Annotated in this window: 23 protein-coding genes; 14 read left to right on the top strand and 9 right to left on the bottom strand. The window is 65.7% G+C overall.

Translation table 11 applies throughout. The features are described from left to right. Positions 1-72: 72 nt before the first annotated feature. A complete protein-coding gene (locus L0963_RS02765; RefSeq protein ID WP_003040638.1) occupies positions 73-723 on the bottom strand; it encodes an ATP-dependent Clp protease proteolytic subunit in 651 nt (216 codons plus the stop codon). 124 nt (positions 724-847) lie between these two features. Next, the gene (locus tag L0963_RS02770; RefSeq protein WP_234178602.1) at positions 848-1,456 is read right to left on the bottom strand and encodes a TetR/AcrR family transcriptional regulator; all 609 of its coding nucleotides are present in this window, start codon (positions 1,454-1,456) and stop codon (positions 848-850) included. A 77-nt stretch (positions 1,457-1,533) separates the two neighbouring features. On the opposite strand from L0963_RS02770, the gene L0963_RS02775 reads away from it, so the two are divergent. The 3 genes from L0963_RS02775 to L0963_RS02785 all read left to right on the top strand — a co-directional run bounded on the left by L0963_RS02775 (position 1,534) and on the right by L0963_RS02785 (position 3,698). Beyond that, positions 1,534-2,427 (top strand): metal-dependent hydrolase, encoded by an 894-nt coding sequence (locus L0963_RS02775; protein ID WP_062900697.1) that lies wholly within the window; start codon positions 1,534-1,536, stop codon positions 2,425-2,427. Between the two features lie 148 nt (positions 2,428-2,575). Next, positions 2,576-3,136, top strand: coding sequence for a hypothetical protein (locus L0963_RS02780; RefSeq protein ID WP_062900696.1), 561 nt, complete (start codon positions 2,576-2,578; stop codon positions 3,134-3,136). Between the two features lie 31 nt (positions 3,137-3,167). Beyond that, positions 3,168-3,698, top strand: a complete 531-nt coding sequence (locus tag L0963_RS02785; RefSeq protein WP_217372659.1) for a GNAT family N-acetyltransferase — start codon at positions 3,168-3,170, stop codon at positions 3,696-3,698. 97 nt (positions 3,699-3,795) lie between these two features. Here the strand turns inward: L0963_RS02785 and L0963_RS02790 are convergent, their stop codons facing one another. Next, positions 3,796-4,242, bottom strand: coding sequence for an NfeD family protein (locus L0963_RS02790; RefSeq protein ID WP_217372658.1), 447 nt, complete (start codon positions 4,240-4,242; stop codon positions 3,796-3,798). Position 4,243: 1 nt separating this feature from the next. Then, positions 4,244-5,164: an SPFH domain-containing protein gene (locus tag L0963_RS02795; protein ID WP_217372657.1), complete on the bottom strand. Its 921-nt coding sequence runs from the start codon at positions 5,162-5,164 to the stop codon at positions 4,244-4,246. Between the two features lie 72 nt (positions 5,165-5,236). Here L0963_RS02795 and L0963_RS02800 point away from each other — a divergent pair, with 72 nt between their 5' ends. Together L0963_RS02800 and L0963_RS02805 are read left to right on the top strand one after the other, a co-directional pair. Beyond that, positions 5,237-6,049: an HpcH/HpaI aldolase/citrate lyase family protein gene (locus L0963_RS02800; RefSeq protein ID WP_062900693.1), complete on the top strand. Its 813-nt coding sequence runs from the start codon at positions 5,237-5,239 to the stop codon at positions 6,047-6,049. Between the two features lie 82 nt (positions 6,050-6,131). Continuing rightward, a complete protein-coding gene (locus L0963_RS02805; protein ID WP_234178544.1) occupies positions 6,132-7,631 on the top strand; it encodes a M28 family peptidase in 1,500 nt (499 codons plus the stop codon). A gap of 26 nt (positions 7,632-7,657) precedes the next feature. Here the strand turns inward: L0963_RS02805 and L0963_RS02810 are convergent, their stop codons facing one another. Both L0963_RS02810 and L0963_RS02815 read right to left on the bottom strand, forming a co-directional pair. Next, on the bottom strand, positions 7,658-7,828 hold the full coding sequence (locus L0963_RS02810) for a hypothetical protein (RefSeq protein ID WP_003040612.1): 171 nt from the start codon (positions 7,826-7,828) through the stop codon (positions 7,658-7,660). Then, positions 7,825-9,198: a class II 3-deoxy-7-phosphoheptulonate synthase gene (locus L0963_RS02815; protein ID WP_062900691.1), complete on the bottom strand. Its 1,374-nt coding sequence runs from the start codon at positions 9,196-9,198 to the stop codon at positions 7,825-7,827. Before L0963_RS02815 ends, L0963_RS02810 begins: the two co-directional genes overlap by 4 nt. A 257-nt stretch (positions 9,199-9,455) precedes the next feature. On the opposite strand from L0963_RS02815, the gene L0963_RS02820 reads away from it, so the two are divergent. Genes L0963_RS02820 through L0963_RS02835 form a run of 4 tightly spaced genes read left to right on the top strand, consistent with a single transcriptional unit; the run spans position 9,456 to position 12,499 of the window. Continuing rightward, complete coding sequence (locus L0963_RS02820; protein WP_062900690.1) at positions 9,456-10,130, top strand: cyclic nucleotide-binding domain-containing protein; 675 nt, start codon at positions 9,456-9,458, stop codon at positions 10,128-10,130. Between the two features lie 7 nt (positions 10,131-10,137). After that, positions 10,138-10,488 carry an ArsC family reductase gene (locus L0963_RS02825; RefSeq protein ID WP_062900689.1) on the top strand — a complete coding sequence of 117 codons (351 nt, stop codon included), beginning with the start codon at positions 10,138-10,140 and terminating at the stop codon, positions 10,486-10,488. Continuing rightward, positions 10,485-11,558: a glycerophosphodiester phosphodiesterase gene (locus L0963_RS02830; protein ID WP_217372656.1), complete on the top strand. Its 1,074-nt coding sequence runs from the start codon at positions 10,485-10,487 to the stop codon at positions 11,556-11,558. The genes L0963_RS02825 and L0963_RS02830 overlap by 4 nt, the downstream gene beginning before the upstream one ends. After that, positions 11,555-12,499 carry an aldo/keto reductase gene (locus tag L0963_RS02835; protein ID WP_062900687.1) on the top strand — a complete coding sequence of 315 codons (945 nt, stop codon included), beginning with the start codon at positions 11,555-11,557 and terminating at the stop codon, positions 12,497-12,499. Before L0963_RS02830 ends, L0963_RS02835 begins: the two co-directional genes overlap by 4 nt. 80 nt (positions 12,500-12,579) lie before the next feature. Here L0963_RS02835 and L0963_RS02840 read toward each other — a convergent pair whose 3' ends face one another. From L0963_RS02840 to L0963_RS02850, 3 genes are read right to left on the bottom strand one after another with little or no spacing between them, the layout of a single operon-like run. After that, positions 12,580-12,801 (bottom strand): helix-turn-helix transcriptional regulator, encoded by a 222-nt coding sequence (locus L0963_RS02840; RefSeq protein ID WP_040589196.1) that lies wholly within the window; start codon positions 12,799-12,801, stop codon positions 12,580-12,582. After that, complete coding sequence (locus tag L0963_RS02845) at positions 12,794-13,282, bottom strand: hypothetical protein (protein ID WP_234178545.1); 489 nt, start codon at positions 13,280-13,282, stop codon at positions 12,794-12,796. The genes L0963_RS02840 and L0963_RS02845 overlap by 8 nt, the downstream gene beginning before the upstream one ends. 3 nt (positions 13,283-13,285) lie before the next feature. Beyond that, positions 13,286-13,708: a hypothetical protein gene (locus L0963_RS02850; protein WP_062900686.1), complete on the bottom strand. Its 423-nt coding sequence runs from the start codon at positions 13,706-13,708 to the stop codon at positions 13,286-13,288. Between the two features lie 127 nt (positions 13,709-13,835). Between L0963_RS02850 and panB the strand changes: the two genes are divergently transcribed. From panB to L0963_RS02875, 5 genes are all read left to right on the top strand, one after another. Further along, a complete protein-coding gene (gene panB / locus L0963_RS02855) occupies positions 13,836-14,702 on the top strand; it encodes a 3-methyl-2-oxobutanoate hydroxymethyltransferase (RefSeq protein ID WP_003040587.1) in 867 nt (288 codons plus the stop codon). A 124-nt stretch (positions 14,703-14,826) separates the two neighbouring features. Continuing rightward, positions 14,827-15,609 (top strand): tetratricopeptide repeat protein, encoded by a 783-nt coding sequence (locus L0963_RS02860; RefSeq protein ID WP_217372655.1) that lies wholly within the window; start codon positions 14,827-14,829, stop codon positions 15,607-15,609. Between the two features lies 1 nt (position 15,610). After that, entirely contained in the window at positions 15,611-16,945 is a 1,335-nt protein-coding gene (locus L0963_RS02865) for an outer membrane protein assembly factor BamB family protein (RefSeq protein ID WP_058813132.1), read from the top strand. 44 nt (positions 16,946-16,989) lie between these two features. Then, a complete protein-coding gene (der, locus tag L0963_RS02870) occupies positions 16,990-18,366 on the top strand; it encodes a ribosome biogenesis GTPase Der (protein WP_003040578.1) in 1,377 nt (458 codons plus the stop codon). Then, entirely contained in the window at positions 18,356-18,595 is a 240-nt protein-coding gene (locus L0963_RS02875) for a sulfurtransferase TusA family protein (protein ID WP_062900684.1), read from the top strand. Before der ends, L0963_RS02875 begins: the two co-directional genes overlap by 11 nt. Positions 18,596-18,681 lie beyond the last annotated feature (86 nt).

The following is an 18,681-nucleotide window of genomic DNA, read 5'->3' on the forward strand; positions in this document are numbered from 1 at the left end:
ATGTCCAACCTGACGACGGCCCGCGAACGGGGGCGTCAACAAACGCGGTTACCGAAAGCGGGCTGGCCGGCGTCAGGGCGTCGGACCTTCGCTGATTTCCTTGGGCGCCTCGTCGCCGGGGAGCGCGGGGCGGCGGTCGTAGACATGATCGACGATCCCGAATGCGCGCGCTTCCTCGGCTTCGAGGAAAGTGTCGCGATCCATCGCCTTTTCGATGTCTTTCAAGGGCTTGCCCGTATATTGCGCATAGAGGTCGTTCATCCGCTTGCGGATACGCAGGATTTCCTTGGCCTGGATTTCGATGTCCGACGCCATGCCGCGCGCGCCGCCCGAGGGCTGGTGGACCATGATGCGGGCGTTCGACAGCGCGACGCGCATGCCGGGTTCGCCGGCGGCGAGCAGGAAGCTGCCCATCGACGCCGCCTGGCCGATGCACACGGTGCCGACGCGGGGGCGGATATATTGCATCGTGTCGTGGATCGCCATGCCCGCCGTGACGACGCCGCCCGGCGAGTTGATGTACATATAGATGTCCTTCTTCGGATTTTCCGATTCGAGGAACAGAAGCTGCGCGACGATCAGCGACGCCATATTGTCCTCGACCTCGCCCGTCACGAAGACGATCCGTTCGCGCAGCAGGCGCGAGAAGATGTCAAAGCTGCGTTCGCCGCGGCTCGTCTGTTCGACGACGACGGGAACAAGGGCGGCGAGCGGGTCGATCATGGAAATTTCGTCCTTCAGTATCCGGGATGCCCGCCGCGAACCGGCGGGCTGCCCCTCGGCGCCTTACATCGGCGCGTGGCGTAAGGGATTCAAGGGGGCAAATATCGCGTGCCGGCGCGCCCCGCTATTGCGGGGGCTTGCCGCCCTGTTCGGTCCAGAAGGCGGCGATGCGGCCGGTGATGAGTTCGGTCGCGAGCGTGCGCGCGGTATCGCGGGGCAGGCCCAGCGCTTCGGCCATCGGGCCGCCAAGCTGGGCATCGCCCATCGCCATCAGCACGAGCGCCAACGTGTCTTCGTGCATCAGCCGCTTTTCGTGCGCGTCGGGCGCCGTTCCGTCGATCAGGCGGTGGATGGCATCGAGGATCGGGTCGAGCGCGTCCTCATTGCCCGTCGCCGCCATCCAGGTGGCGAGCGCCCCGGCGCCGCCGCTGTCGAAGGCGTCGAAGGCAAGGTCGACGATCTCGCGCACATTGCGTTCGCCCGGCGGCGACGACGTCATCTTCGCAGCAATCGTGTCGCACACCGTTTCGGCGAGATAGGCGGCGAGCGCCTTTTGCAGACCGGCGGCGCTGCCGAAATGGTGGAGCAGATTGGCGTGAGTGCGGTCGATGCGCGATGCCACGGCTTTCAACGTCACCGCCTGCGGCCCCATCTCGATCAGGATCAGCCGCGCGGCCTCGAGCGCCACCGACCGGCTTTCCTCCGGGCTGAGCCGTTTCTTTACTATTGACACCACTGTAAGTAATTCCTATTTCTTGCCCCGTCGGGCGTCCCCACGCCCTGAGCCCCCTTTTCGACGGTGAGAACCATATGTCCAGCCTTTCCCGCACGCCGACGCCGCAGGATTTGTCGATCACCCCGCGCGATCGCCGCTTCGGCCGCGACGACCGGCAGGGGCGCTGGTGGATGAACGGCGACCCGATCGCCTCGGTTTTTCATACCGCTTTGTCGGTCACCTTTCCGAAAGGCGAGGCGATGTTCATCGAGGCGGTGAAGGCGCACCGCGACGGCGTGCCCGAAAAGCTGGCGCGCGAAATCCGCGCCTTCACCCAGCAGGAAGTCATTCACAGCCGCGAACATGTCGTCTTCAATCGCAAGGCGGCGGAGGCGGGCTACGACCTGTCGGAGCTAGAGGCCGATGTCGACAATGTGATGGAACTCATCAAGACGCGCCCGCCCATCGTCAACCTGATGGCGACGATCGCGCTCGAACATTATACCGCGATGATGGCGGCGATCATGCTCAAGGATTCCGCGATGTACGACGGCGCAGAGCCCGAATGGGCGGCGCTGTGGAAATGGCACGCGATCGAGGAAATCGAGCATAAGGGCGTCGCTTACGACACCTGGCTCCACGCGACGCGCGACTGGAGCCGCTGGCGGCGCTGGAAGGCGAAGTCGCTGATGATGGTCGCGATCACCGCGCGCTTCTGGCCCAAGCGCATCCGGGGCATGAAGGCGCTCTTGCAGCAGGACGGGCTGACCGGCTGGCGCGTCAGCGCGCGCATCTGGTGGTTCATGCTCGGCTATCCGGGCATCCTGCGCAAAAGCTTTCTGCCCTGGCTGGCCTATTTCATGCCGGGCTTTCACCCTTGGAACCATGACGACCGCCAACTCATCAAGAAATTCGAGAGCGATTATTCCGATGCGGTGATGCCGTCGCATTCGTCGGGTGCGCCCGAGCTGGCAACGGCCGCGGCCTGAGGCCGCGGCCCGGCACCCCCGCGAAGGCGGGCGGCCGGAGAGGCCTCTCTCTCCCTCTCCGGGTCTCTGCCTTCGTGGGGGTGTTCCATAGCTGGACGGCTGCGGCGAAGTCCCATATCTCCTGCGGGGGGGGAACAGGGGACCGTTCATGCCATCGATCTGGACCGCGACCGAGCTCGTGCAGCTCGAACTGCAACTCGCCGGACGCCAATCGCTGCTCGAATTCGGATGCGGCGAGGCGACGCTCGTCGCCGCGCGGCAGGCCCGGCGGATCGTGGCGGTCGACGGCGATCGCGAGCGGCTCGCCGCCATCGCGCGCCGACTGGGCGAAGAGGCGGAGGGCTACACGCCCTATCAGCCCGAAATCGGTCCGGTCGATGCGGAGGGCCGGCCCACCGACCCGGCGCGCCTGCGCGATTGGCCGCGCTATCACACGCATATCTGGCGCCACCTGACCGGCAGCCCTGACGCGGTACTGATCGACGGGCGCTTTCGTGTCGCCTGCCTGTTGCAGGCGATCGTCCACTGCAAACCCGACGCGATGCTCCTGTTTCACGATTTCAGGGACCGCGCCGCCTATCATCTCGTGCTGAACCATTGCGACGTGCTGGCACGCGTCGATACGCTGGCGGTGCTGCGCGTCCGGCCGCAGGTCGACGGCAAGGCCGTGTTGCACGACCTGTTCGACCATTTCTTCGACCCCGATTGACCATGCCCGCCGCGCTGGGCATGTCGGCACGATGATCACCTCGCCTCCCACGATCGAAACCGCGCGGCTGCGCCTGCGCCCGCCGCATTTTTCGGACAAGCCTGTCCATATCGCGATGTGGGCCGATCCGCGCGTCACGCGCTTCATCGGCGGCGAACCGCGTGCGCCCGACGTGAGCTGGGGTAAATTTTTGAGCTCTGCCGGGCTGTGGCCAGTGATGGGCTTTGGCTATTGGGTGTTCGCCGACCGCGACAGCAATGCGCTGATCGGCATGGGCGGGCTTTCCTATTTCTGCCGCGGCATCCCCGAACTTGAGGATCTACCCGAGGCGGGCTGGGCGTTCGATGCCGACCATTGGGGCGGCGGGCTAGCGACCGAGGCGATGAGCGCGGCGCTCGGCTGGGCCGACGCGACGCTCGACGCGCCCGAGGTGCGCTGCATCATCGATCCGGGCAATGCTGCATCAGAGCGTGTCGCCGAAAAACTGGGCTTTCGCCGCATCGGCGACAGTGACGCGCTGGGGCATGTGGTGGGGATTTATTCGCGGCCGCGGGGTGGTTGAATCGGTCGTCATCGCGAGCGGAGCGAAGCAATCCAGAGAGGTTTGCGCTACACTGGATTGCCGCGTTGCCTTCGGCTCCTCGCAATGACGATTTGGATCAAACCGCCTCGACCACCAGCACGCCGCCGTCGGCGCTGACGACGCGGACCTTGGCCCCTTCGGCGGCGTTGGGTCCGCGCACCGGCCATTCGCCATCGCCAACCCGGGCGCGGCCGCGGCCGTCTTCGATCGCCGTCGTCACCGTCAGCACCTCACCGACGAGACGGCCGCCGCGCTGGTTGAGCAGCGGGTCGGTCGAGACGATCGGATTGTCGCGCAGCCATTTGCGCGCGCCATAGAGGATGATCACCGCCAGCACTGCGAAGATGCCGAGCTGAATCGGTACGCCGATCGGCGCGATCCACGCGATGACCCCAGTGACGATCGCCGCGGCGCCGATCCAGATCAGGAAAAATCCCGGCGCGACAATCTCGGCCGCGGCGAGCAGGACGCCGACCGACAGCCAAATCCAGTGCGGTTCCATGCTGGCCAGCCAGTCGGGCATGTCAGGCCTCCGTCTTGCGTTCGAGCGCGTCGCGCGCGAGTTCGCCGATGCCGCCCAGCGTGCCGATGAGCTGCGTCGCCTCGACCGGGAACAGGATCGTCTTGGCGTTGGGGCTGGTCGCGAACTGACTTACCGCCTCGACATATTTTTGCGCGATGAAATAGTTGATGGCCTGCGCATTGCCGCTCGCGATCGCGTCGCTGACCATCTGCGTCGCTTTGGCTTCGGCTTCGGCCTCGCGCTCGCGCGCTTCGGCGTCACGGAAGGCGGCTTCGCGCCGCCCTTCGGCCTGCAGGATCTGGCCCTGCTTCTCGCCCTCGGCGCGCAGGATTTCGGAGGCGCGCAGCCCTTCGGCTTCGAGGATCGCGGCGCGCTTTTCGCGCTCGGCCTTCATCTGGCGCGCCATCGCGTTCGAAATGTCGGCCGGCGGGCGGATGTCTTTGATCTCGACGCGGGTGATCTTCACCCCCCATGGCGTCGTCGCATCGTCGACGACATGCAGCAGGCGCGCGTTGATCTCGTCGCGCTTCGACAGCGTCTCGTCGAGGTCCATCGACCCCATGACGGTGCGCAGGTTGGTCGTCGTCAGGTTCATGATCGAGAGGTACAGGTCGCTGACCTCATAGGCCGCCTTCGCGGCGTCGAGCACCTGGAAAAAGACGACGCCGTCGACCGCGACCATCGCATTGTCCTTGGTGATGATTTCCTGCCCCGGAATGTCGAGCACCTGCTCCATCATGTTCACCTTGCGACCGACGCGGTCGAAGATCGGCATGATGAAGTTGAGGCCCGGCTGCGCGGTGTGCGTGTAGCGGCCGAAGCGTTCGATCGTATAGGCGAAACCCTGCCGCACCGGCGTCAGCGCCCAGATCAGAAACACCAGCGCCAGCACCACCAGTGCAAGTGCGAAATACATGATCATCCCCTTTGCAAATTCGATCGCAATCCCGCTTCCTTATTGCGGCAATGGTCCAGCTGCGCCACAGAAAAGCGCATGACCCATGCCGCCTTCGCCCCGCGCTCGCTCCTCTATGTGCCCGGCTCCAACGCCCGTGCGCTCGAAAAGGCGGGCGGGCTCGCCGCCGATATGCTGATCATCGACCTGGAGGATGCGGTGCCCGCGGAGCGCAAGGCAGAGGCACGCGCGGCGATGCGCGCCGCGGTGACGGCGGGCTTTGCGGGCAAGCGCGTGGCCGTGCGCGTCAACGCCAGTGGCAGCGCCGAGCAGGCGGAAGATCTCGCGGCGCTGGACGGCCTCGTGCTCGACGCGGTGGTGCTGCCAAAGGTCGACGCGCTCTCGGACCTCGACCCGCTGCGCGCTCTGGGGCTACCACTGCTCGCGATGATCGAAACGCCGACCGCCATCTATGCGGCGCAGGGAATCGCCGCCGATGCCGCGGTGCAGGGGCTGATCGCCGGGCTCAACGATCTGGCCTATGAGCTCAAGCTGCCCGACGGCATGGATCGCGGCGCGATGGGCCATGCGATCCAGGCGATTGTGCTCGCGGCGCGCGCAGGCGGCGTTTGGTGCTTCGACGGGGTCTATAATGCGATCGACGACGCGGAGGGCTTTGCGGCCGAAGCGCGCGAGGGGCGGCGGCTCGGTTTCGACGGCAAGACGCTGATCCACCCGTCGCAGGTCGATCCGTGCAACCGCGCCTTCGCCCCGTCGGCGCGCGAGATAGCCTCTGCCGAAGCGCTGGTCGCCGCAGCAACCGGCGGGGCGCAGCGGCACGCGGGCCATATGATCGAAGATATGCACGTCGCGGCGGCGAAGGCGCTGCTGGCGCGGGCGCGGGCGCAATAGCGGCCTGCTTTCCGTCGATGCTGTTCATCGTTCGACAAACGCGCCTTGCCGCTTCGGCATGGCCATGCCATCGGGCACATCCATGACATTGTCGCCATTTCGCGCCGCCGTTGCGGCCGCCGCCCTGCTTGCCGTCACGCCCGCCGCCTATGCGAAGGGCAATACGCCCGTCGCCGAAGCCGATCTGGCGCAGCATATCCGCGTTCTTGCGAGCGATGCCTTCGAGGGCCGCGGTCCGGGTGCCGAGGGCGAGGACCGCACCATCGCCTATATTGTCGGCGAATGGGCAAAGGCTGGATTGCAGGCGGTGCCGGGCAGCGACACGCCCTGGCTGCAGCCGGTTCCTTTCGTTGAAACGCAGACGACGGGCGGAAGCGCGCGGTTCAAGGTGACCGGCCAACCCTTCGCGATCGGCGACGAGGGTATCATCGTCACCGGCAGCGAGGCGTCGGTGGCGCTGGCCGATACGCCGCTCGTCTTCGTCGGCTATGGCGTCGATGCGGACGGCCGGGTCAACGCCGATGTAGCGGGCAAGGTCGCGGTCATGCTGTTCGATACGCCGCCCTTCGGCGACAAGCTGCCGCGCTACCGTGAGCGGCGCCAGATGCTCGCCGACGCGGGCGCGGCGGGCGTATTGATCGTCGCGCCGGATTCGATGCCGTGGAACGAGATTCGCGAGAGCCTGGGCGCCAAGAGCGTGCGCATGGGGTCGGCGCCGGCAGGGCCGACGATCAGCGGCTATATCGCTCCGGCGGCGCTCGATGCCATGCTCGCCAAGGCGGGGAAGAACGGCGTGGCGCTGCGCGCAGCAGCCGAGGCGGGCGATTATCGCGGCACGCTGCTGCCGGTGACGGGCGATTTCACTGCGACCGCCGCGGTGCGCAATTTTGCCAGCAACAATATCGTCGCCAAGCTGCCGGGCGCGAAGCCCGACGGCAAGGCAGTGCTGTTCCTCGGCCATTGGGATCATCTCGGCATCTGCCGGCCCGAAGGCGCCGCCGATCGCATCTGCAACGGCGCGGTAGACAATGCGAGCGGGATCGCGGTGCTGATCGAGGTGGCCAAGCGTCTTGCAGGGGGGCCGCGTCCCGACCGCGACATCTATTTCCTCGCGACCACGTCGGAAGAGAAGGGGCTGCTTGGCGCCCGCTGGTTCGCCGACCATCCGGTCGTGCCGCTGTCCGGCATCACTGTCGCGCTCAACATCGACACTATCGCCATTTCGCCGCGCGGCACGCCGGTCGCGACGATCGGACGCGGCAAGCCCGCCTATGACGCGATGGTGCGCAACGTTGCGACGTCACTCGGCCGGACGATCGACAGCGACGGCGAGGCCGATGCCTTCGTCCAGCGGCAGGATGGCTGGGCGCTCGGCGCCAAGGGCGTCACCTCGCTGATGGTCGGCGGCAGTTTTTCGGACATGAAACTGCTCGAGGCGTTTCTCGGCAGCGACTATCATCGTCCGGCCGACGAATTTTCGGACAAGGTGCCGCTCGGCGGCGCCGCCGAGGATGCGGATCTGCACGTCGCGCTGGGCCGCGCCTTCGCCGACACGAAACGCTGGCCGGGAACGGCGGACTAGGTTCAGGCCCCGCCGCCGCGCGCTGGTCAGCGGGTCAGCACGAAATAGGCGACGTAAAACCAGCTGAAGATGCCGTGGATGATCGCCCACAGCACCGATTTGTGCGTGGTGAAGCTGATCGCCATCGCCAGCGCGCTGCCGAAGCCGACCCCGTTGCGGATCACTTCCTTCTGCACGATGATGCGGCGTTCGCTCATGCGGCCTGCTTCGCCCGGTCGGTCATTTCCTGATTGAGCATTTCTGCGAGCAGGAAGGCGAGTTCGAGGCTCTGCCCGGCGTTCAAGCGCGGGTCGCAGTGCGTGTGGTAACGGTCAGCGAGATCCATCTGCGTCACGTCCATCGCGCCGCCGGTGCATTCGGTAACATTCTGGCCGGTCATCTCGATATGGATGCCGCCGCCATGCGTGCCTTCCGCGCGGTGGACCGCGAAGAAGCCGCGCACTTCGGCGAGGATGCGCTCGAACGGACGCGTCTTGTAGCCATTGCCCGTCTTGATGACATTGCCGTGCATCGGATCGCACGACCAGACGACCGGGTGCCCCGACGCCTTCACCGCGCGCACCAGCGCCGGCAGATGCGCTTCGATCTTGTCGTGGCCATAGCGGGTGATCAGCGTTATGCGCCCGGGGACATGCTGGGGATTCAGCGTATCGAGCAGGCGCAGCAGCACGTCGGGGTCGAGGCTGGGGCCGCATTTCATGCCGACCGGATTGCCGATGCCGCGCAGATATTCGATATGCGCCGACCCTTCGAAGCGGGTGCGGTCGCCAACCCATAGCATATGGCCCGACGTGTCGTACCAGCCGCCGGTCAGGCTGTCCTGCCGGGTCAGCGCCTGCTCATAGGGAAGCAGCAGTGCCTCGTGGCTGGTGTAGAAGCTCGTGCCCTTGATCTGCGGCACCGTTTCGGGCGTCACGCCGCACGCTTCCATGAAGGCGAGCGCTTCGGAAATGCGCGCGGCGGTCTCCTGATATTTCTTCGCCCACGGGCTGCGGTCCATGAAATCATGCGTCCAGGCGTTGACCTGATGCAGATTGGCATAGCCGCCGTTCGCAAAGGCGCGCAGCAGGTTGAGCGTCGCCGCCGACTGGTTGTACGCGCGGATCATCCGCTGCGGATCGGGGGCGCGGCCTGCGGCTTCGAAAGCGATGTCGTTGATGATGTCGCCGCGGTAGCTTGGCAGTTCGACGCCGCCCACTTCTTCCATGTCGGCCGAGCGCGGCTTGGCGAACTGGCCCGCCATGCGGCCGACCTTCACGACGGGCATCTTCGACGCGAAGGTCAGCACCACCGCCATCTGCAACAGGACGCGGAAGGTATCGCGGATATTGTTCGGATGGAATTCGGCAAAGCTCTCGGCGCAGTCGCCGCCCTGAAGTAGAAACGCCTTGCCTTCCGCAACGCGGCCCAGCTCGCTGGTCAGCTCGCGCGCCTCGCCGGCAAAGACGAGCGGCGGATATCCGGCAAGCTCACGCTCGGCGGCCGCAAGCGCGGCTTCGTCGGTGTAGGTCGGCAGCTGACGGGCTTCGTGCGAGCGCCAGCTTTGCGGTTGCCATTGGTGCGTCATATGCGGTCTTCTTACGTTTTCTGCGTCAAAATCGATTCGCCGGGTGCCTTGGCGCGATTGCCCCGCCAAAGCAAGCGCGGGCGATAAAATTAGCATGATGGTGGCTTTCGCGCACCTATGCTTTTCTTCATTGCAAAAAACTGTTAGTTTCTTTCGCAAATCAGGACGCTTTTACGGGTCGCGCGTCCGTCTTCGGTAATCGGTAAGATTTGGTCCCTAGCAATCTAAGCACAGGGACCGCTGTAAAACGATTGGCTATGGCGAATTTCGATCCGGCCCTTCTTGGCTATCTGGCCCTGTTCATCCTGCTTGCGGCGAGCTTTGCGGTGCGCATCGAATATGTGCGCGCCGGGCTGGCGCTCGCCGCGCTCGTCGCCCTGCCGCTGGCGCTCGTCGCGGGGCAGGCGCTGGTCGCGGGTCTGCTGCTGCTCGCGATCATCCTCGCCAATATCGCGTTCGGCTGGCGCGACTGGCTGCGCAATCTGAGCATCCGCTTCTCGTCCGAGGAGGAGCAGCTTCGCGCCCGTCATTTCGACCGGTTGAGCGCGACGGCGGCGCGCGGGCTGATCGATCAGGGGCACTGGATTTCGGCGCGGCAGGGCGAGGTGCTGATCCGCGAAAATCAGGCGGCACCCAGCCTTTTCTATCTGAGCCAGGGCGCGGCGTCGGTGCTGCGCGACGGGGTCGAGGTCGGCGCGGTGAGCGACGGCGCGCTGATCGGCGAGGCGACTGTGCTCGACGGCGCGCAGGCGACGGGGACGGTGACGCTATCGACCAACGCCAGGCTGTGGTTCATCCCCGCCGCGGTGCTACGCGACTATCTTGCCGCCAATCCCGACATCGCCGCGGCATTGCACGAAGGCTTTGCCCGGGCGCTGCGCGGAAAATTGGCAAGCGCAAACGCTCGCATTGCCGAGGCGCCGTCGCTATGACGGCGGCATGGCACTGACTCTCTATGGCATTCCGAACTGCGACACGGTGAAGAAGGCGCGGCGCTGGCTCGACGAGCGGGGCGTGGCTTATGCGTTTCACGATTATCGCAAGGACGGGCTCGATCCCGCCTTGCTCGATCGCTGGGTCGATGCGCTCGGCTGGGAAAAGCTCCTCAACAAGAGCGGGACGACCTTCCGCAAGCTGCCCGATGCCGACAAGGCGGGGATCGATGCGGCGAAGGCGAAGGCGCTGATGCTCGATCAGCCGGCGATGATACGGCGCCCGCTCGTCGATGCGGACGGCGCGTATAGTGTGGGATTTTCCGCCGGTGACTGGCAACAGCGCTTTGCGGCATGAAGGCCTGGCGCGCCGCGCTGGCGCTGCTCGCGCTCGCCGGCTGCGGGGCTGAACCGATGGCGGCGCAGCCCACCCTCGACGGAAAGCCCGCGATCGTCATCGCGCATCGCGGGGCGTCGGGCGAACGGCCCGAACATACGCTCGCAAGCTATGAACTCGCGATCGAACAGGGCGCCGATTTCATCGAGCCCGATCTGGTACTGACCAAGGACGGCGTGCTCGTCGCGCGGCATGAGAATCAGATTTCGGAGACGACCGACGTCGCCGACCACCCCGAATTCGCCGCGCGCAAGACGACGAAGCAGATTGACGGCCAGGATGTGACCGGCTGGTTCACCGAGGATTTCACGCTGGCCGAGCTCAAGACGCTGCGTGCGAAGGAGCGGCTGCCACAACTGCGCGCGACTGAATTTGACGGGCGCTACCAGATCCCGACCTTTGCCGAGATCCTCGACCTGCTCGTGCGGGTCAACAAGGGGCGCGAGCATCCGGTCGGCGTCTATCCCGAAACCAAGCATCCGAGCTATTTCGCCAGCATCGGCCTGCCGCACGAAGCGCCGCTGCTCGCCATGCTGGCGCGCTATGGCTATCATGGCCGCAGCGCGCCGGTGTTCATCCAGAGTTTCGAGGTCGGCAATCTGAAAGCGATCCGGGCGAAAAGCGACCTGCCGCTGATCCAGCTCATGGACGGCGAGGGCGGTCCGGCCGACCATGCGCAGCAACGCTACGCCGCGATGGCGACGCCTGCGGGGCTGAAGGCGATTGCCGCCTATGCCGACGGGATCGGACCCAACAAGACAATGATCATCCCGCGGACTGCGCTCGGCACGCTCGGCGATCCGACCCATCTGGTGCGCGATGCCCATGCCGCCGGACTGAAGGTCCATCCGTGGACCTTTCGCCGCGAGAATTATTTCCTGCCGCTTGGCGACAAGAGCGGCATCAACCCCGCCGGCCACGGCGATCTGGCGGACGAGATCCGCACCTATCTGAAGACCGGGATCGACGGCCTGTTCAGCGACAATTCGCGCGAAGCGGTGCCGGTGGTCCATGCAGGAGTATCGCATTGACGCAGCGTCCCCTTGGCCAGAGCGGCCTGTCGGTCCGTCCCTTCGTGCTGGGCGGCAATGTCTTCGGGATGACCGCCGATCGGGCCGCAAGTTTCGCGATCCTCGACCGCTTCGTCGAGCGCGGCGGCGGGATGATCGACACCGCCGATGTCTATTCGGCGTGGGTGCCGGGGCACAAGGGCGGCGAATCCGAAAGCATGATGGGTGCGTGGCTGAAGGATAGCGGCGCGCGCGACCATGTGCTGATCGCCACCAAGGTCGGCATGATGCCCGGCGGGCTGAAGCCCGATCGCATCCGCGAAGCGGTGAAAGGCTCGCTCGATCGGCTCGGCGTCGATACGATCGACCTCTACTTCGCGCACAAGGACGACCCCGATGTGCCGTTGGACGAAGTGCTCGGCGCGTTCGGCGAACTGGTCGATGCGGGGACGGTGCGCGCGATCGGGGCATCCAATTATAGTGCCGAGCGGCTGGCCGAGGCGCTGCGCGTCGCCGACGCCGGGGGCCTGCCGCGTTTCACCGCGATGCAACCCGAACTGAACCTGCTCGACCGCGATCAATATGAAGGCGCGCTGCAACAGCTTTGCATCGCCGAAGGGCTGGGCGTCGTCACCTATTTCAGCCTCGCGTCGGGCTATTTGTCAGGAAAATATCGCAGCGCCGAGGATCTCGGCAAGAGCCCGCGCGGCGCGCGCGCCAAAGCCTATCTGGAGGGCAAGGGGCCGGCGGTGCTCGCCGCAATGGACGCGATCGCTGCCGAAACCGGCGCCACCCTGTCGCAGATCGCGCTCGCCTGGGTCGCCGCGCAGCCGGGCGTCACCGCGCCGATCGCGAGCGCCACCTCGGTCGCGCAACTCGACGAGATCATGGACAGCGAGACGGTCACGCTGACCGACTTGCAATTGGCGGCGCTGAATGAAGCGGGGCGCGGCACCGCATAAGGTTCGCCGCGCACGCGGCCGTTTCGGCCCGGCCGGCCCCCGGGGAGAGACGAGCCGGGCCAGCGCGGCCGCGCATCGGATCAGCCGCTTTCCTCGTCCCACCCGAACACCTGTTCGAGCGGCTTGCCGAAGGTGCGCGCGATACGGAAGGCGACTTCGAGCGAGGGCGAATATTTGCCTTGTTCGATCGCGGCGATCGTCTGGCGGGTCACGCCGACGCGCTCGCCGAGTTCGGCCTGCGTCATTTCTCCCGCGAGGAAGCGCAAGGTGCGGATGTCGTTGGAGAAAGGCAGCCTAGCCATGCCAACCCCGGCGATAGCTGATGAGGACTACCGCGCTGTTCACCAGTTCGGCGAGAACGATTGCGAACAGGCCTGTGTTCGCGAGCGGCACGCCCTGCTCCACAAAGGGCAGATAGACGCCAACGACCATCATCCCCGCCAGCAGGACATAATAGGCGATCGTGGCGCCGCGACGGCGGATCGCGCGGTCGCGCTCATCAGCACGGACCCGCTCCGACTTCGGCGCCCGCGCGGACAGGATGATGGTGCCGACGATGACGATGGCCGCGTGCGCCAAGGCGATCGAGCCGAACAGCCACAGCATGGGGAAAATTTCGCGCCCGGCCGGATGCCCAGCGATGATGAGTCCGAAATAGAGACTATAGGCGGCAAGCATGGCCAAGACGTTCAGCCACGCCGACTTTTCGCGGAAATTCATGGACAAGTCTCCGGTACCTGCGCCGGCAAGCTGCAGCGTCGTTTCAAGGGTCGCGCGGGGCATGGGTCAATAGCCCCGGCGATAGAGGTAAAGCTGGACGCCGATCCGCGTCAGTTCGGCGAGGACGACCGTCGCAAGCAGCAGGTTGAGCTGCACCGCCGGCCCCGCGTTCCAGAACAGGGCGAAGATGCTGACCCACACGCCGACGACGAGCGGATAATAGGCATAATGGGTGCCGCGATAATGGATCGAACGGTCGCGCTCGTCTTCCTTGAGGTTGGCCTCGGCCGGGGTGCGGATCGCCATCCAGGCCGATGCGATCGTCATCGCGATGATGATCGCGACGGTGACCGGCAGCAGCATCCCCGCACTCGCCCAAAGGCCCGCCGGGCTCGCTGCGATCCCCCACGGATAGGCAAGAAAATACCAGCCGAAGGCGGCGATCATCGTGACCAGCGTCACCCAGTGAATTTTTTCGCGGAACGACATTTGGCGTCTCCATGTTCATAATATGCGACTCTATGTAAATAATTTTTGACATGGCGTCAATCTTTGCGGACATCGCTCCGCTTTGCGGCCTTTCGCAGCGCAGCATAAGCCGCTAAACCCGCGCCCCATGTCCACGCTCCCAAAAACGCTCACCCTCGACACCTCCACCAGCCGCGCCAATCCGACGCCGCAGCCGATGAAGCGCCTGACGGTGCCGCGCATTCGCCAGCGCAAGGGCGGCGGCGAGCCTTTGGTGATGCTGACCGCCTATACGGTGCGGCAGGCGCAGCTGCTCGACCCGCATTGCGACATGCTGCTTGTCGGCGATTCGCTGGCGCAGGTGATCTATGGCCTCCCGCATACTGTCGCGGTGACGATGGAGATGATGGCGTTGCACGGCGCCGCGGTGGTGCGCGGCAGCTATCATGCCGCGGTGATCGTCGACATGCCCTTCGGCAGCTATGAGGCGAGCCCCGAACAGGCCTTCGCCAATGCCTCACGCCTGCTCAAGGAAACCGGCGCGGCGGCGGTGAAGGTCGAGGGCGGCAAGGTGCTCGCCCCGACGATCGAATTTCTGACCCAGCGCGGAATTCCGGTGATGGGGCATGTCGGGCTGACGCCGCAGGCAGTAAACATCCTCGGCGGCTATGGCGTGCGCGGCAAAAGCGACGAGGAAGCGCGCACGATCGTCGAGGATGCGGTCGCTGTCGCGCAGGCCGGTGCCTTTTCGATCGTTATCGAAGGCGTGCTCGAATCGATCGCGATCGAGATTACCGGCAAGGTTGCCTGTCCGACGATCGGTATCGGTGCCTCGGCGCAATGCGACGGGCAGGTGCTCGTCACCGACGACATGCTCGGCATGTTCGAACGCGTCCCCAAATTCGTGAAGCGGTACCAGGATATGGCGGGTGTGATCGACGGCGCAGTGAAGGAATATGCCCAGCAGGTCAGGTCCCGTTCATTCCCGACCGACGATCAAATCTACAAGGGTTGATGGCGCCCCGGACGGGTGCCTGCAGGGGTCAAGTGAATCGCTTGGCCTTTTTCGGCATGACCGCTAAGGAACGGCCGGCGAACCCGAAGCGGGCATCGCTCGCGAACGAGTTATGGAGGATTGATTGGCCCTGAGCCCGACGAACAATGCGGCCTTCCTGCAGGAAGTCGACGAGGCCGTCCGCAAGGATCAGCTCAGCTCCATCATGCAGCGCTACGGCCGCTGGATCGTCGGCGCGGCGATCGCGGCGCTGCTGGCGTTCGGCGGCTATCTCTATTGGGAGCACCGTCAGACGGTGGCGCGCGGCGAAAAGGCCGAACAGCTGCTGGCTGCTTTCGACAAGGCTGCGGCGCAGCCGACGGCGGCGACCGCCGATCTCAAGACGCTGGCAGGCGAAGGCAATGCCGCCTATCGCGCCGCCGCGCTGATCGAACAGTCGAACATGAAGGCGAAGGACGGAGACCTGAAAGCCGCCGCCGCGCTGCTCGCGCAGGTCGCGGGCGACGCCAAGCTCGACCAGTCGATGCGCGATATGGCGCTGGTTCGCTTGACCGCGCTCGAATTCGATACGATGAAGCCTGAGGCGGTAATCGCGCGGATGAAGCCGCTCGTCGATGCGACCGACCCGGTATCGAGCTGGTTCGGCAGCGCGGCCGAGCTGACGGCCGCGGCTTATTATCACCTCGGCCAATATGACAAGGCCGGCGCGCTCTATGCGCGTATCGCCAAGGCGCCCGCCACCTTCAAATCGCTGCAGTCGCGGACGGTGCAGATGGCGGGGATGCTCGGCGTCGATGCGGTCGAGGATCGCGCCGCGGAAAGCGCCGCCAAGGACACGACAAAGGACCAGCAAGGCGGTGCCGCCCCGGGCGCAGCGGCCGCCGCCAAGAGTGAGGAAGCCAAATAAGATGCGGAAACGCCAATATGTGATTTGCGCCATGATGCTCGCGCTGCCGCTTGCGGGCTGCGGCGCGTTCAAGGGCAAGGGCGGCCCGCGCACCCCGACGGTCGGCGAGCGCGTTTCGATTCTGTCGAACGACAACAGCATCAAGGTCGATCCGACAACCGCCGAGATTGCGGTGGTGTTGCCCGATCCGGTGCTCAACGCCGATTGGGCACAATCGGGCGGCAATGCGTCCAAGTCGATGGGGCATCCAGCGCTCGGCGCCGCGCGTACCAAGGCGTGGGAAGCGTCGATCGCGGGCAGCACCAAGAAACAGCGGCTCGCCGCGGCCCCGGTAATTTCGAACAACCGGCTGTTCGCCGTCGATACCGATGCCGTCGTGTCGGCCTTCGCCGCCGATACCGGCGCGAAGCTGTGGAGCGTGTCGATCGGCAGCACGGGCAAGGATTTCGAAAACTCGCTGTTCGGCGGCGGCGCGTCGGTCGACGGCAATGTCGTCTATGCGACGAGCGGCGTCGGCGACGTCGCCGCGCTGAACGCCGAGGATGGCAAGCTGTTGTGGAAGGTCAAACCCGCGGGGCCGCTGCGCGGCGCGCCGACGGTTGCCTTCGGCGGCGTCTATGTGATCACGCAGGACAACCAGATTTTCGCGCTCAATGCCGGCGACGGCGCGGTGCAGTGGCAGGCCACCGCGTCGCTCGAGCCCGGCAGCGTGTTCGGCGCGGCATCGCCCGCGGCCGGGCAGGGAACGATCGTCGCCGGCTTTTCGTCGGGTGAGGTTCAGGCCTATCGTTACGAAAACGGCCGCGACCTGTGGGAAGACGCGCTCGCGCGCACCTCGATGGCGCTGTCGGTTTCGACGCTGACCGACGTCGATGCCGACCCGGTGATCGACCGCGGCCGCGTTTTCGCGCTCGGCCAGGGCGGCCGTATGGCGAGCTATGACCTGCTCACCGGGCAGCGCATCTGGGAAATCTCGATCGCCGGTATCTCGACGCCCTATGTCGTCGGCGAGTGGGTCTATGCGATGACCGACGACGGCAAGCTGCTGTGCGTCGCGCGCGGTTCGGGCAAGGTCCGCTGGATCCAGCAGCTCGCGCGCTATCGCGTCGAAACCGAAAAGAAGAAAAAGGATCCGATCCGCTGGACGGGCCCGATTCTGGCCGGCGGACGCCTGATCGCGGTGAACAGCGAGGGACAGCTCGTCGAATTTTCGCCGACCGACGGTTCGACGCTCGCGACCACCGAGTTCAAGTCGCCCTTGTCGCAGCCACCCGTGGTTGCGAACAACCGGCTCTATATCCTGGCGGACGACGGCACGATCACCGCCTGGCAATAACAGGGCGCGGCCGGGTTGGCCCGCCGCGAAGATAGGATAGACGCATGGCGCGATCCGCGACGATCGCCATTGTCGGCCGACCCAATGTCGGCAAATCGACGCTGTTCAACCGGCTGGTCGGCAAGCGCTTGGCGCTGGTCGACGACCAGCCAGGCGTGACGCGCGACCGGCGCGAGGGCGATGGCAAGCTGCTCGGCCTGGAATTTCTGATCGTCGATACCGCGGGGTTCGAGGATCAAGACGCGGCCACGCTGCCTGGCCGGATGCGCGTGCAAACCGAAAAGGCGGTGCGCGAAGCCGATGCGGCGCTGTTCATGATCGACGCGCGCGCGGGCGTGACCCCGCTTGACGAAGAAATTGCGCGCTGGCTGCGCAGCGAAGACACGCCGATCATCCTGTGCGCCAACAAGGCCGAAGGCAAGCAGGGCGAGGCGGGGCTGATGGAGGCCTATTCGCTCGGCTTCGAATCGCCGATTGCGCTCAGTGCCGAACATGGCGAGGGGCTGGTCGATCTGTTCGACGCGCTGCGCCCGATCGTCGAACCCTTCATGGACGCCGACGAAGAGGCGGTCGGCGAAGATGCGGACGAGGATGCGCCGCTCGGCCCGCTCAAGCTCGCGATCGTCGGGCGGCCCAATGCGGGCAAATCGACGCTCATCAACCGGATGATCGGTGAAGACCGACTGATTACCGGACCCGAGGCCGGAATCACGCGCGATTCTATCCGCGTCGACTGGCAATGGGAAAAGGATGGCGAGGTCCATCCGATCCAGCTTTTCGACACCGCGGGGATGCGCAAGCGGGCGAAGGTTCAGGACAAGCTGGAAAAGCTGTCGGTAGCCGACGCGCTGCACGCGGTCGATTTCGCCGAGGTCGTCGTGCTGCTTCTTGACGCCACAAAGGGGCTGGAGGCGCAGGATCTGCGCATCGCCGACCGCGTGCTGGAGGAAGGGCGTGCGCTGATCATCGCGCTCAACAAATGGGACGTCGCCGAAGACCCGTCGTCGCTGTTCAACGGCGTCCGTGCGGCGCTCGACGACGGGCTCAGCCAGATCAAGGGCGTGCCGCTGCTCAGCATTTCGGGCGCAACGGGGAAGGGGATCGACACGCTGGTCCGCGTCGCCTTTGAACAGCGCGCGATCTGGACCAACCGTGTCTCGACCGCGAAGCTCAACCGCTGGTTCGAACGCGCGGTAGACGCCAATCCGCCGCCGGCGCCGGGCGGCAAGCGGATCAAGCTGCGCTACATGACGCAGGCGCGTACGCGTCCGCCGACCTTCATCATCTTCGGAAGCCGGACCGATTCCCTGCCCGCAAGCTACCAGCGCTATCTGGTCAACGGGATGCGCAAGGAACTGGGGTTCCAAGGCGTGCCGATCCGCATCAATTTCCGCAACACGCGCAACCCCTATGACGAATGACGCTGCGGGCACTTCGGCGGCGCTGACCGTCGATGCGCGCGGCATGCGCTGCCCCTGGCCGGCGTTGCGGCTCGCCCGCGCGATGCGCGCCGCCCAGGATGTCGTGCTGATCGCCGACGACCCCAACGCCGCGCGCGAAGTTGCGGCGCTTGCCGCCGAACAGGGCTGGCGGATCGATGACGCCGGGTCGATGAGCGACGCCGCGCGTTGGCGCGTCCGGCGCGACTGACCTGTTTCGGGGCGATTCGGCGGTGTCCGCTTTGCGCGCGTAACCTCTTTTTTACCGACTTCGGTGCATGTGCAGGACGGGACCAC

It is taken from the genome of Sphingopyxis sp. NFH-91 (assembly GCF_021401285.1).
Taxonomy (GTDB): Bacteria; Pseudomonadota; Alphaproteobacteria; order Sphingomonadales; family Sphingomonadaceae; genus Sphingopyxis; species Sphingopyxis terrae_A.

Excerpts from the sequence above, each read along its gene's own strand:
- L0963_RS02765 (WP_003040638.1), bottom strand. The coding sequence starts at position 723 with ATGATCGACCCGCTCGCCGCCCTTGTTCCCGTCGTCGTCGAACAGACG.
- L0963_RS02775 (WP_062900697.1), top strand. The coding sequence starts at position 1,534 with ATGTCCAGCCTTTCCCGCACGCCGACGCCGCAGGATTTGTCGATCACC.
- L0963_RS02780 (WP_062900696.1), top strand. The coding sequence starts at position 2,576 with ATGCCATCGATCTGGACCGCGACCGAGCTCGTGCAGCTCGAACTGCAA.
- L0963_RS02785 (WP_217372659.1), top strand. The coding sequence starts at position 3,168 with ATGATCACCTCGCCTCCCACGATCGAAACCGCGCGGCTGCGCCTGCGC.
- L0963_RS02790 (WP_217372658.1), bottom strand. The coding sequence starts at position 4,242 with ATGCCCGACTGGCTGGCCAGCATGGAACCGCACTGGATTTGGCTGTCG.
- L0963_RS02795 (WP_217372657.1), bottom strand. The coding sequence starts at position 5,164 with ATGATCATGTATTTCGCACTTGCACTGGTGGTGCTGGCGCTGGTGTTT.
- L0963_RS02800 (WP_062900693.1), top strand. The coding sequence starts at position 5,237 with ATGACCCATGCCGCCTTCGCCCCGCGCTCGCTCCTCTATGTGCCCGGC.
- L0963_RS02805 (WP_234178544.1), top strand. The coding sequence starts at position 6,132 with ATGACATTGTCGCCATTTCGCGCCGCCGTTGCGGCCGCCGCCCTGCTT.
- L0963_RS02810 (WP_003040612.1), bottom strand. The coding sequence starts at position 7,828 with ATGAGCGAACGCCGCATCATCGTGCAGAAGGAAGTGATCCGCAACGGG.
- L0963_RS02815 (WP_062900691.1), bottom strand. The coding sequence starts at position 9,198 with ATGACGCACCAATGGCAACCGCAAAGCTGGCGCTCGCACGAAGCCCGT.
- L0963_RS02820 (WP_062900690.1), top strand. The coding sequence starts at position 9,456 with ATGGCGAATTTCGATCCGGCCCTTCTTGGCTATCTGGCCCTGTTCATC.
- L0963_RS02825 (WP_062900689.1), top strand. The coding sequence starts at position 10,138 with ATGGCACTGACTCTCTATGGCATTCCGAACTGCGACACGGTGAAGAAG.
- L0963_RS02830 (WP_217372656.1), top strand. The coding sequence starts at position 10,485 with ATGAAGGCCTGGCGCGCCGCGCTGGCGCTGCTCGCGCTCGCCGGCTGC.
- L0963_RS02840 (WP_040589196.1), bottom strand. The coding sequence starts at position 12,801 with ATGGCTAGGCTGCCTTTCTCCAACGACATCCGCACCTTGCGCTTCCTC.
- L0963_RS02845 (WP_234178545.1), bottom strand. The coding sequence starts at position 13,282 with ATGCCCCGCGCGACCCTTGAAACGACGCTGCAGCTTGCCGGCGCAGGT.
- L0963_RS02850 (WP_062900686.1), bottom strand. The coding sequence starts at position 13,708 with ATGTCGTTCCGCGAAAAAATTCACTGGGTGACGCTGGTCACGATGATC.
- panB (WP_003040587.1), top strand. The coding sequence starts at position 13,836 with ATGTCCACGCTCCCAAAAACGCTCACCCTCGACACCTCCACCAGCCGC.
- L0963_RS02865 (WP_058813132.1), top strand. The coding sequence starts at position 15,611 with ATGCGGAAACGCCAATATGTGATTTGCGCCATGATGCTCGCGCTGCCG.
- der (WP_003040578.1), top strand. The coding sequence starts at position 16,990 with ATGGCGCGATCCGCGACGATCGCCATTGTCGGCCGACCCAATGTCGGC.
- L0963_RS02875 (WP_062900684.1), top strand. The coding sequence starts at position 18,356 with ATGACGAATGACGCTGCGGGCACTTCGGCGGCGCTGACCGTCGATGCG.